Origin of the sequence: Anaeromyxobacter sp. SG64 (genome assembly GCF_022690745.1) — a bacterium.
Lineage (GTDB): Bacteria > Myxococcota > Myxococcia > Myxococcales > Anaeromyxobacteraceae > Anaeromyxobacter > Anaeromyxobacter soli.
The window spans coordinates 1-11,175 of the sequence record NZ_JALCZB010000122.1 but is presented as its reverse complement, the minus strand read 5'-3'; the positions used below and the strand labels follow the sequence as shown (position 1 = coordinate 11,175).

The following is an 11,175-nucleotide window of genomic DNA, read 5'->3' as shown; positions in this document are numbered from 1 at the left end:
TCCGCGGCCCGCGCGGCCGGTGCCGCCGCGCCGTCGCGCTTCCCGGCGGGCGCGGGAGAGGGCGCGGGCTTCGTGGCCGCCGGGGGCGCGGGCTTCGCGGCCGAAGGGGGCGCGGCCTTCGCGGCCGGCCTGGCCGCCCCCGCCTCGTCGAGGGTGAGCACGACGCTCCCCTCGCTCACGCGATCGCCGACCTTCACCCGCAGGTCCTTGATGGTGCCCGCCGCGGGCGACGGCACGTCCATCGTCGCCTTCTCCGACTCGAGCGTCACGAGCGCGTCGTCCTTGCTCACCGCGTCGCCCGGCTTCACGAGGACGTCGATGATCGGCACGTCCTTGAAGTCGCCGAGCGCGGGGACCTTCACCTCGATGGTGCTCATGGGTCGTTCGCTCTCCGGGGCGCCTACACGGTCCACGGCGCCGGCTTCGCGGGATCGATGCCGTACTTGCGGATGGCCTCCGTCACCTTCGCGGCGGGGAGCTTCCCCTCGTCCGCGAGCGACTTCAGCGCGGCGACCGCCACGTGGTGCCGGTCCACCTCGAAGAAGCGGCGGAGCCGCTCGCGGGTGTCGGAGCGCCCGTAGCCGTCCGTGCCGAGCACGAGGTACCTGCGGCCCACGTACGGCCGGATCTGCTCGGCGAACGTGCGCACGTAGTCCGTCGCGGCGACCACCGGCCCGGAGGTCTCGCCGAGGAAGCGCTCGACGTGCGACTTCTTCGCCGGCGCCTCGGGGTGGAGGAGGTTCTCGCGCGCGACCGCCATGCCGTCGCGGGCGAGCTCCGTGAAGCTCGGGCAGGCCCACAGGTCGGCGTCCACGCCCCAGTGGCTCTTCAGGAGATCGGCGGCGGCGATCACCTCGCGGAGGATCGCGCCCGAGCCGAGCAGCTGGACGCGCGGGGCCTTCTTGTCGCCCCCCGCCCCGCGCTTGAAGAGGTACATGCCGCGGATGATGTCCTCGGCCGCGCCCTCGGGCATCGCCGGGTGCACGTAGTTCTCGTTGAGGACGGTCAGGTAGTAGTAGACGTCCTCCTGCTCCTGCACCATGCGCCGGAGCCCGTCCTGCACGATGACCGCGACCTCGTAGGAGAAGGTCGGATCGTACGAGCGGCAGTTCGGGATCACCGACGCGAACACCTGCGAGTGGCCGTCCTCGTGCTGGAGCCCCTCGCCGTTCAGGGTGGTGCGGCCCGACGTGCCGCCGACGAGGAAGCCGCGGCAGCGCATGTCGCCTGCGGCCCAGGCGAAGTCGCCGACGCGCTGGAAGCCGAACATCGAGTAGAACAGGTAGAACGGGATCATCGAGCGGCCGTGCACGGAGTACGACGAGGCCGCCGCCATCCACTCCGCCATCCCGCCCGCCTCGGTGATGCCCTCCTGCAGCACCTGGCCCTTCCGGTCCTCGCGGTAGAAGGCGAGCTGGTCCGCGTCCTCCGGCGTGTAGAGCTGGCCGACGTGGCTCCAGATGCCGAGCTGCCGGTACATGCCCTCCATCCCGAAGGTGCGCCCCTCGTCCGGCACGATCGGCACGACGCGCGCGCCGATCTTCTTGTCGCGCGCGAGGATGCTCATGATCTGCACGAGCGCCATCGTGGTGGAGATCTCCCGGTCCTCGGTGCTCTTGAGGAGCCGGTCGAACGTGGCGAGCGGCGGGACCTCGAGCGTCTCCGGCGCGCGGCGGCGCCGCCGCGGGCGATCGCCCCCGAGCTCGGCGCGGCGGGCGCGCATGTACTCGAGCTCCTTCGACCCCTCCTCGAATTTGAGGAAGGGCACCTCCTCGAGCTTGTCGTCGGGGACGGGGAGGTCGAAGCGGTCCCGGAAGCGCCGGACCGCGTCCGTCGCGATCTTCTTCTGCTGGTGGGCGATGTTCATCGCCTCGCCCGCCTCGCCCATGCCGTAGCCCTTGATGGTCTTCGCGAGGATGACCGTCGGCTGGCCCTCGTGGCTCACCGCCGCCTGGTAGGCGGCGTAGACCTTGAACGGATCGTGGCCGCCGCGGTTGAGGCGCCAGATGTCCTCGTCGGAGAGCTCGGCGACGAGGTCCTTCAGCTCCGGGCTGTCGAAGAAGTGCTCGCGGACGAAGGCGCCGTCCCGCGACTTGTAGACCTGGTACTCACCGTCCACCACCTCCATCATCCGGCGGCGGAGGGCGCCGCTCTTGTCCTTCGCGAGCAGCGGATCCCAGTGCCGGCCCCAGATCACCTTGAGGACGTTCCAGCCGGCGCCCCGGAACGTGCTCTCGAGCTCCTGGATGATCTTGCCGTTGCCCCGCACCGGCCCGTCGAGCCGCTGCAGGTTGCAGTTCACCACGAAGATGAGGTTGTCGAGCTTCTCGCGGCCGGCGAGGCCGATGGCGCCCATCGCCTCGGGCTCGTCCATCTCGCCGTCGCCGGTGAAGACCCAGACCTTGCGGCCCTCGGTGTCCACCACGCTCCGGTCCGCCAGGTACTTCATGAAGCGGGCCTGGTAGATCGCCATGAGCGGCCCGAGCCCCATCGACACGGTGGGGAACTGCCAGAACTCGGGCATGAGCCAGGGGTGCGGGTAGGACGAGATGCCCTTCCCCTCGACCTCCTGCCGGAAGTTCGTGAGCTGCTCCTCGCTGAGGAGGCCGAGCAGGAACGCGCGCGCGTAGATGCCGGGGGAGGAGTGACCCTGCAGGAAGACGAGATCGCCGCCGCGCTCCTCGGACCAGGAGCGCCAGAAGTGGTTGTAGCCGACGTCGTAGAGCGTCGCGGCGGAGGCGAAGCTCGCGATGTGGCCGCCGACGTTCGTGTGCTTGTTCGCGCGGACCACCATCGCCATCGCGTTCCAGCGGATGTAGTGGCGGATCCGCTGCTCGAGGGCGAAGTCGCCCGGGAAGCGCGGCTGCAGCTCGACCGGGATGGTGTTGACGTAGGCGGTGTTCGCCGAGAACGGCACGTACGCGCCGGCTCGCCGCGCCCGGTCGATGAGGTGCTCGATGAGGAAGTGCGCGCGCTCGGTCCCTTCGCGCTCGAGGACGCCCTCGAGGGCGTCGAGCCACTCGCGCGTCTCCTGCGGGTCCATGTCGGGGCTGGAAAGCGGGTCCATTCGGGGCGCCTCACGGTCGTTGCGGACGTTGCTTCGGCTGGGGTGAACTCCTAACGAGAAGCGCCTGCCGATCAACGCCTGCCGGCGTGGATCCGCACCTCGGGTGCGCGCGGCGCCGCGCACCCACCCGCCGCACCGATCCGACGGTGCGATCGCGCCCCGGGGGCGGGGGTCCAGCCGTCCGCCCTTCGGCTGGGAGAGGACCGCAGTGCCTCGAGCCGCGCCCGCCGGAACACGGTAGGCTCTCGTCCGTGCGCGCGATGGTCGTCGAGCATCCGGGCCGGCCGCTCGCCGCCCGCGACCTCCCCGTCCCCGAGCCAGGGCCCGGCGAGATCCTGGTGCGCGTCCTCGCCTGCGGTGTCTGCCGCACCGACCTGCACGTCGCCGACGGCGACCTCGCCCTCCCCGGCCGGCCCGTCGTGCCCGGGCACGAGATCGTCGGCGAGGTCGTGCGCGCTGGCCCGGGCGTGGCGCGCTTCGCGCCGGGAGATCGCGCCGGCGTCGCCTGGCTCGCCTGGGCGTGCGGGGCCTGCGGGTTCTGCAGGGCGGGCCGCGAGAACCTCTGCGAGCGCGCGCGCTTCACCGGCTGGCAGCGGGACGGCGGGTACGCGGAGTACGCCGTCGCGGACGCGCGCTTCGCGTTCCCGCTTCCTCCCGGCACCGACCCGGTCGCGACCGCGCCGCTCCTGTGCGCCGGGCTCATCGGGCACCGCGCCTGGCGCATGGCGGGCGACGCGGCGCGGCTCGGGATCTACGGCTTCGGCGCGGCGGGGCACATCCTCGCACAGGTCGCCCGCCACGCCGGCCAGGAGGTCTTCGCGTTCACGCGGCCCGGTGACGACGCCTCGCAGCGGCTCGCGCTCGACCTCGGCGCGGCCTGGGCGGGCGGCTCGGACGCGCCCCCGCCAGCCCCGCTCGACGCGGCCGTGATCTTCGCGCCGGTGGGCGCGCTCGTCCCCGCCGCGCTCGCGGCGGTGGCGCCGGGCGGGACGGTCGTCTGCGCCGGCATCCACATGAGCGACATCCCGCGGTTTCCGTATGCGCTCCTGTGGGGGGAGCGCGTCCTGCGCTCCGTCGCGAACCTCACCCGCGCGGACGGCGAGGCGTTCCTCGCGCTCGCGCCGCGCGTGCCCGTGCGCTGCGAGGTGACGCCGTTTCCGCTCGCCGCGGCCAACGAGGCGCTCGATCGGCTGCGCGCGGGGAGGATCGAGGGCGCGGCGGTCCTCGTGCCCTGAAGGGGCCGCGCGCCCGCCGGGCCCCGCAGTGCTCGCCCGGCGAGTCCTCCCCGGGCCCCGCGCGGCTCCGGTCGCCGCTGGCCCGCGCCAGCGCCTCTTGCAAATGAAAGATGCCGCCATTAATCTTCCAGGTGAAAGCAGTCCTTCCCCGCGTCATCTGGAGGTCCGATGCGCGCATCCGCCCACACCGCGAGGTCGCCGGAGCCGGGCGCCGTCCTGACGAAGGCGACGCTCCGCGCGGCGGAGCTCCTCGAGCTCACGGACGCGCAGCTCGCGCGGATCATCGGCGTCAGCGGCGCCTCCGTCTCGCGGCTCCGCGCGTCCGCGCGGGCGATCGACCCCGGCGCCAAGGAGGGCGAGCTTGCGCTCACTTTCCTGCGCATGTACCGCAGCCTCAGTGCTTTACTGGGAGACGCAGCGAGCTGCCGCGCGTGGTTCCACGCCGAGAACGCTCATCTCGGCGGCACTCCCGCACTCCTCGTGCGGAGCGTCGAGGGGCTGGTGAATGTCACGCAGTATCTGGACGCGATGCGGGGGAAGGTCTAACGCCCGGGCGCTCGAGGGCCGGCCCTGGCGCATCGCGGAGGGCCAGCGGATCATCTCGACGCGGCCCCTCGTCGATTCGGACGCCGAGCACGCGCTGCTCGAGCGGATGATCGACGACCACAAGCCGCCGCTGCCGCCGGACCCCGTGCTCGGGAGGCTGCACTACCTCCTCTACTCTCCGTTCCGGTACCCGCCGCTCAGGTACGGCTCGCGCTTCGGGGGCCGCCACGAGCCGAGCCTCTGGTACGGCTCCGAGGTGCTCCGCACCGCGCTCGCCGAGACGGCCTACTACCGGATCGTCTTCTTCGAGGGGACGAAGGCGAAGCTCGCGCCGCACGCGATGCCGTTCTCGGCGTTCCAGGTCGCGGTCGCGACGCGGGCGGGGGTGGACCTGTCGTCGCCCGCGTTCAAGGCCTCCCTCCGCAAGCTCTGCTCGCCGAGCGACTACACGTCGAGTCAGCAGCTCGGGACCGAGATGCGGGCCGACGGCATCGAGGCCGTCCGCTACCCCTCGGCGCGCGACCCTCGCCGCGGCCCGAACCTGGCGCTCTTCTCGCCGGCGGCCTTCGCGGCCCCCGCCCCGCTCGCGACGCCGGAGACCTGGTACTGCACGGTCACCGCCGCGCACGACGTCGAGTTCCGGCACGAGCGCGCCCTCACCATCGACACCGAGGCGTTCCCGCGCAGCACGTTCCTCGTGGCCGGCGTGCTGCCGGCGCCCGCGGCGTGAAGGGCCGGGGGCTCGGGGCCGACCGGGGCGCGGCGCGGGCGCGCTCCGCGCGATAGGCTTCGCGGATGCCAGGTCCCCTCGATCGCGCCGACGCCCTCGCCCTCGAGCAGGCGAAGCACGTCCTCGAGACCCCCGATCTCGCCATCCAGCTCGCGAGCCGCGTCGGCCGGCCGATCGAGCGGCTCGTCGAGAAGCTGCCGGTTCGCACGCGCGATCTCGTGGGGAGCGCGACGCGCACCGCGCTCGAGAAGGGGCTCGAGCTCGCCGTGCGGACCCTCGACTTCCGCGAGGCGTCGGGGGCAGGCGGCGCGCCTCCGCTCGCCGTGCGCGGAGCGCCCGGCGCCGCCTCCGACCTCGCGCACCGCGCGGCCGTCATCGCCTCCGGGGCGCTCGGCGGTGCGCTCGGCGCCGCGACCCTCGCCATCGAGCTGCCCTTCTCGACGACGCTCATGCTCCGCTCCATCGCGGACCACGCGCGCGCCCAGGGCGAGGATCTCTCCGAGCTGCGCGTGCGGCTCGAGTGCCTCGGCGTCTTCGCGATGGGCGGCCGCGCCGCGAGCGACGACGCGGCCGAGGCCGGCTACTTCGCCGTGCGCGTGGCGCTCTCGCAGGCGGTCGCGCGCGCCGCCGAGCAGCTCGGCGCCCGCGCCATGGGAGACCTCGCCGCCGAGCGCAGCGCGCCGGCGGTCGCGCGCCTCGTCGGGCTCATCGCCCAGCGGTTCGGGACCCAGGTCGCGCAGAAGGCGGTCGCCCAGCTCGTGCCCATCGTGGGCGCGCTCGCCGGGGCCGGCATCAACTCGGTCTTCATCCAGCACTACCAGAAGACCGCCTGGGGTCACTTCACGGTGAGGCGGCTCGAGCGGAGCTACGGGCCCGACGAGGTGAGGCGAGCGTACGAGGCGATCCCGGGCTGAGCCTCGTCGCGGGGACGCGTCTCAGGACCGCAGGAGCTCCATCACTGCGTCGGCGGTGAGGACCTTGCCGGCGGCGCGGACCTTCCCGTCCACCACCAGCGCGGGCGTGGTCATCACCCCGAGCCGCATGATCTCGCGGAGGTCCTCCACCTTCTCCACCGCCACCGAGAGCCCGAGCGCCTCGACGGCCTTCTCGGCGTTGGCGGTGAGCGCCTTGCACCTGTCGCAGCCGGTACCGAGCACCTGGATCTTCATCCGTCACCTCACAGGACCGCGTTGAAGAGCCAGCCGACGAGCAGGATGCCGAGCGCGACGATCCCGACGAAGGCGGCGATGAGCGGCGGGCGGAGCACCTTCCGGAGGATCACGATCTCCGGGAGCGAGAGGCCGATCACCGACATCATGAAGGCGAGCACGGTGCCGAGCGCGGCCCCCTTCCCGAGCAGAGCCTCGACCACCGGGATGATGCCCGCCGCGTTCGAGTACATCGGGACGCCGATCGCGACCGCGGCCGGGACGGACCACCACGCGGACTTCCCCATGAACCCGGCGAGCAGCCCCTCCGGCACGTACCCGTGGACTCCTGCGCCCACCGCGATCCCGGCGAGCACCCAGGGCCACACCTTGCCGACCACGTCCCGCACCGCCTCGACGCCCTTCTCGACTCTGCCCTGGAACCCGAGCCGCTCGCGCTCGTGGACCTCGCTCCGCTTCATCGACGCGTAGACCCATGGCTCGACGTAGCGCTCGAGCTTCATCCTCCCCAGCACGAAGCCCGCGGCGACGGCGATCGCGAGCCCGGTGACGAGGTAGAGCGCGGCGACCTTCCATCCGAAGAGCCCGAGGAGGAGGACCAGCGCGACCTCGTTCACCATGGGTGCGGCGACGAGGAAGGACAGCGTGACGCCCAGCGGGATCCCGACCTCCACGAACCCGAGGAAGAGCGGAACGGCGGAGCAGGAGCAGAACGGCGTCACGACGCCGAGCAGCGCGGCGAGGACGTTCCCCACCGACTCGCGCCTGCCGGCGAGCAGGGCGCGGGTCCGCTCGGCGGTGAAGAACGAGCGCACGATCCCGACGCCGAAGACGATGAGGACGAGGAGCAGCAGCACCTTCGGCGCGTCGTAGAGGAAGAACGCGACGCTCTGGCCGAGGCGCGAGGACGGCGAGAGCCCGAGCGCCCGGAAGGCGGCGAGCTCCGAGAGCGGGTGGACGAGCGCATAGGCGGCCGCCCAGACGGCGAGGCCACCGGCGAGCAGCGCCGCGGTCTTGACGGGGCTCGCGCCTCGCGCCGCCGCCTCCGCCGTCGTCCGCGGCGCCGGCTGCGCGCAGCACACCGGTGCCTCCTCCGACTCGCCGAGCACGGGTAGCTTCACGAGGCCGTCCTTTCGCGAGCCGACCCTCGGCCGCGGCGCGGAGTATCGGGAATCCCGGAGCCGGTGTCATCGTCTTTTTGCGATTTGCGGATCCCGCGCGGCTTGCCGTGCGCGACCCCGCGACCGCTCGATCTCGCTAGCGCGCGCGTCTGCGCGGGCGCCGCTCGTGCCCGTGGCCGAGGATCCCCGCCATGCGCAGGAACCCGTAGACGAGCACGACCAGCGACGACCAGATCACGATCGCCAGCCCGACCATTCCCTGTGGCTGAGCGTTTTCCATGAACCGGCGATACCCCGAACCCGCTCGCCGGGCGCCGCCCGGCGGGGGCTCATCCGGTGACAGGTGCGTGACGCGCCCGCTCGCCCGGGCGCCCGGTCTTGCCTCTCGCGCGCGTCCATCGTAGATAGCCGATTCCATGGCGCCCCAGCTCAAGAAGGTCCCGGCCTGCGGTCCGGCTCCGGAGCCGAGACAGGAACCCGACCTCCGGCCGGTCGAGGGCTCCGACGCGGACGAGGAGCTGGCGCTCCTCGCGAAGGCGGTCGGGCACCCGGCGCGGGTCCAGATCCTCCGCCTCCTGGTCCGCCGCGAGGCGTGCGTCTGCGGCGACATCGTCGACGAGCTCCCGCTGGCGCAGTCCACCGTCTCGCAGCACCTCAAGGTGCTCAAGGAGGCGGGCCTCATCCGCGGCGAGATCGACGGTCCGCGCGTCTGCTACTGCATCGAGCCCCGCACCCTGCGCCGGCTCAAGTCCCTCGTCGGGAGCCTCTAGCCCATGTCCGAAGCCACCCTCGTCGCGCCGGCGCGCGCCGGCGTGACCCGTCGCCTCTCGTTCCTCGACCGCTACCTGACGCTCTGGATCTTCCTCGCCATGGGCGCGGGCGTGGCGCTCGGCTTCCTCGTGCCGGGCGTCGTCCCCATGCTCGAGCGGATGTCGGTCGGGACGACCTCGATCCCGATCGCGGTGGGCCTCGTCCTGATGATGTACCCGCCCCTCGCGAAGGTCCGCTACGAGGAGCTGCCGCGGGTCTTCCGGAACGGGAAGGTGCTCGCGCTCTCCCTCGTCCAGAACTGGATCGTGGGACCGTTGCTCATGTTCGCGCTGGCCGTGATCTTCCTGCGCGACCGCCCCGAGTACATGGTCGGCCTCATCCTCATCGGCCTCGCGCGCTGCATCGCGATGGTCATCGTCTGGAACGACCTCGCCAGGGGCGACACCGAGTACTGCGCCGGGCTCGTCGCGTTCAACTCGATCTTCCAGGTGCTGTTCTTCTCGGTCTACGCCTGGGTCTTCATCACGGTCCTGCCGCGCTGGCTCGGCCTCGCCGGCGCCGAGGTCCACATCACCATCGGCGAGATCGCGAAGAGCGTCTTCGTCTACCTCGGCGTCCCCTTCCTGGCCGGGATGGCGAGCCGCTTCGGCCTCCGCGCCTGGAAGGGCGAGGCGTGGTACCGCGGGGTCTTCATCCCGCGCATCTCGCCCATCACGCTCGTCGCCCTCCTCTTCACCATCATCGTGATGTTCTCGCTCAAGGGCGAGACCATCGTGCAGGTGCCGCTCGACGTGGTGCGGATCGCGATCCCGCTCCTCGTCTACTTCGTCGTCATGTTCTTCGTCTCGTTCTTCATGAGCCGGAAGGTCGGGGCGAGCTATGGCCAGACCGCCACCCTCTCCTTCACGGCGGCGTCGAACAACTTCGAGCTCGCCATCGCGGTGGCGGTCGCGACGTTCGGGATGGCGCACGGCGCGGCGTTCGCGGCGGTGATCGGGCCGCTCGTCGAGGTGCCGGTGCTCATCGGCCTCGTCACGGTCGCCCTCCGGCTCCGCGACCGCTTCTTCCCGGGCGAGACGGCGGAGCTCGCGGGCGTGAAGAACTGCGCGGGGAGCTTCGGCCCCGCGCGCGGGAAGGCGAGCCCGTGACCGGCGCGGACTGGCGGCGCGAGGCGGAGGAGCTCCGGAGGCTCGCGCCGCGCCACGTCCTGTTCCTCTGCGTCGCGAACTCCGCCCGCAGCCAGATGGCCGAGGGCATCGCGCGTTCGCTCGCGCCCGCCGGGGTGACCGTGTCGTCGGCGGGCTCGCAGCCCTCGCGCGTGAACCCGCTCGCCGTGCGCGCGCTCGCCGAGATCGGCCTCGACATCGCCGGCCACCGCTCGAAGAGCGTGGAGGCGATCCCTCCCGACACCGTCGACGCGGTCGTCACGCTCTGCGCAGAGGAGGTCTGCCCGGCCTTCCTGGGGAAGGCGCACCGCGTCCACTGGGGCCTCCCCGATCCCGCCGGCGCGGGAGGCCCGGAGGAGGACCGGCTCCAGGCGTTCCGCGACGTCCGCGACGAGCTCCGCCGCCGCCTCGCGGTCGTCTTCGGGCGGTAGCCGTCCGAGCCTCACGATCCCGGCCGCTCGCAGGCGAGCCGCAGCACCTCGCCGTCCGCCGTCCCGGCCAGGATCACCTCGTCCGCCCCCGCCCACACCGCCGACACGGCGAGGCGCTCGAGCCCGCGCGGCCTCCCCGCGCCGAGCCCCGCCTCCCGCGTCCGAGCGAAGACGAGCCCGCCGCCCTGCGTCCCGACCACCACCCCCCCGCCGGTCGCCGCGGCGGCGTTCGGGTTCACCTCGTTCGCGCGGGCGTCGGCGAGCCTCAGCGCGGCGACGCCCCCGTCCCGCGCGAGCCGCACGAGCCCGCCGTCGTCGGTGCCGGCGAGCGCGCCGTCACCGAGCGGCGCGAGCGCGGTGACCACGTTCGTCGCGGCGCCCGGCGCACCGAACACGAGCGGGTGCCAGGCGGCCGTCCGCGCGAGGAGCGGCGCGTCGAGGTTCGCGAGCGGCAGCGCGTAGGCGCCGGAGGCCGTCCCGATCCAGAGCTCCGTCGCCGTCGCGGCGAGCGCGGTCGCGCGGATCGGCTCGCCGTCCGGACCGGTCACCGCCATGGGCTCGGCGCCGCGGTCCGCCGAGACGCGGAACACGCCGCGCGCCGTCCCGGCGTAGAGCCGCGCTCCCGCGCGCGCGAGCGCCGTGACGCCCTCTCCCCGCAGCAGTACGAGCGCCTCCCGCGGCCCGTCGAGCGCCACGAGCCCGCCCTGCGTCGCCGCCCACACGAGCCCGTCGTGCTCCGCGAGCGCGTTCACGAACCGCGAGCGCCCCTCGAGCCCCGGGACCGCCTCCGCGGCGCCGTCAGGCCCGAGCCACACGACGCCATCGTCGAAGGTGCCGACCACCGTCGCGCCGTCGGCGGCGGCGAGCACGGCGGTGACCCGCCGGCCGAGCCGCGCGAGCGGCGCGCTCGCGCAGGGCGGCAGCTCGGCGAGCGCGGCG

At 73.1% G+C, this 11,175-nt stretch carries 12 protein-coding genes and 1 pseudogene; 7 read left to right on the top strand and 6 right to left on the bottom strand.

The genetic code is table 11. From position 1 onward, the window contains the following. Both MNZ29_RS21920 and aceE read right to left on the bottom strand, forming a co-directional pair. Positions 1-377, bottom strand: a 377-nt coding sequence (locus MNZ29_RS21920; protein ID WP_308197077.1) for a biotin/lipoyl-containing protein, incomplete at its 3' end; no start/stop codon positions are given. A 23-nt stretch (positions 378-400) separates the two neighbouring features. After that, the gene (gene aceE, locus MNZ29_RS21915) at positions 401-3,067 is read right to left on the bottom strand and encodes a pyruvate dehydrogenase (acetyl-transferring), homodimeric type (RefSeq protein WP_242340929.1); all 2,667 of its coding nucleotides are present in this window, start codon (positions 3,065-3,067) and stop codon (positions 401-403) included. A 251-nt stretch (positions 3,068-3,318) separates the two neighbouring features. Here aceE and MNZ29_RS21910 point away from each other — a divergent pair, with 251 nt between their 5' ends. From MNZ29_RS21910 to MNZ29_RS21895, 4 genes are all read left to right on the top strand, one after another. Further along, positions 3,319-4,302 (top strand): zinc-dependent alcohol dehydrogenase family protein, encoded by a 984-nt coding sequence (locus MNZ29_RS21910; protein ID WP_242340930.1) that lies wholly within the window; start codon positions 3,319-3,321, stop codon positions 4,300-4,302. A 168-nt stretch (positions 4,303-4,470) separates the two neighbouring features. Beyond that, positions 4,471-4,848 (top strand): MbcA/ParS/Xre antitoxin family protein, encoded by a 378-nt coding sequence (locus tag MNZ29_RS21905; RefSeq protein WP_242340931.1) that lies wholly within the window; start codon positions 4,471-4,473, stop codon positions 4,846-4,848. Continuing rightward, entirely contained in the window at positions 4,808-5,578 is a 771-nt protein-coding gene (locus tag MNZ29_RS21900) for an RES family NAD+ phosphorylase (protein ID WP_242340932.1), read from the top strand. Before MNZ29_RS21905 ends, MNZ29_RS21900 begins: the two co-directional genes overlap by 41 nt. A 65-nt stretch (positions 5,579-5,643) precedes the next feature. After that, entirely contained in the window at positions 5,644-6,492 is an 849-nt protein-coding gene (locus tag MNZ29_RS21895) for an EcsC family protein (RefSeq protein WP_242356718.1), read from the top strand. Positions 6,493-6,513: 21 nt separating this feature from the next. Here the strand turns inward: MNZ29_RS21895 and MNZ29_RS21890 are convergent, their stop codons facing one another. From MNZ29_RS21890 to MNZ29_RS21880, 3 genes are all read right to left on the bottom strand, one after another. After that, positions 6,514-6,747 (bottom strand): thioredoxin family protein, encoded by a 234-nt coding sequence (locus tag MNZ29_RS21890; protein ID WP_242356716.1) that lies wholly within the window; start codon positions 6,745-6,747, stop codon positions 6,514-6,516. 8 nt (positions 6,748-6,755) lie between these two features. Beyond that, on the bottom strand, positions 6,756-7,868 hold the full coding sequence (locus MNZ29_RS21885; RefSeq protein ID WP_242340936.1) for a permease: 1,113 nt from the start codon (positions 7,866-7,868) through the stop codon (positions 6,756-6,758). Between the two features lie 136 nt (positions 7,869-8,004). Further along, positions 8,005-8,148: a hypothetical protein gene (locus MNZ29_RS21880; RefSeq protein ID WP_242340937.1), complete on the bottom strand. Its 144-nt coding sequence runs from the start codon at positions 8,146-8,148 to the stop codon at positions 8,005-8,007. A 136-nt stretch (positions 8,149-8,284) separates the two neighbouring features. On the opposite strand from MNZ29_RS21880, the gene MNZ29_RS21875 reads away from it, so the two are divergent. From MNZ29_RS21875 to MNZ29_RS21865, 3 genes are read left to right on the top strand one after another with little or no spacing between them, the layout of a single operon-like run. Further along, entirely contained in the window at positions 8,285-8,638 is a 354-nt protein-coding gene (locus MNZ29_RS21875) for a helix-turn-helix transcriptional regulator (protein ID WP_242340938.1), read from the top strand. A 3-nt stretch (positions 8,639-8,641) separates the two neighbouring features. Further along, positions 8,642-9,787 (top strand): ACR3 family arsenite efflux transporter, encoded by a 1,146-nt coding sequence (gene arsB, locus MNZ29_RS21870; RefSeq protein ID WP_242340939.1) that lies wholly within the window; start codon positions 8,642-8,644, stop codon positions 9,785-9,787. Further along, positions 9,784-10,236, top strand: a complete 453-nt coding sequence (locus MNZ29_RS21865; RefSeq protein WP_242340941.1) for an arsenate reductase ArsC — start codon at positions 9,784-9,786, stop codon at positions 10,234-10,236. The genes arsB and MNZ29_RS21865 overlap by 4 nt, the downstream gene beginning before the upstream one ends. Before the next feature lie 11 nt (positions 10,237-10,247). Here MNZ29_RS21865 and MNZ29_RS21860 read toward each other — a convergent pair. After that, positions 10,248-11,175: pseudogene (locus tag MNZ29_RS21860) on the bottom strand (hypothetical protein); the annotation flags it as partial.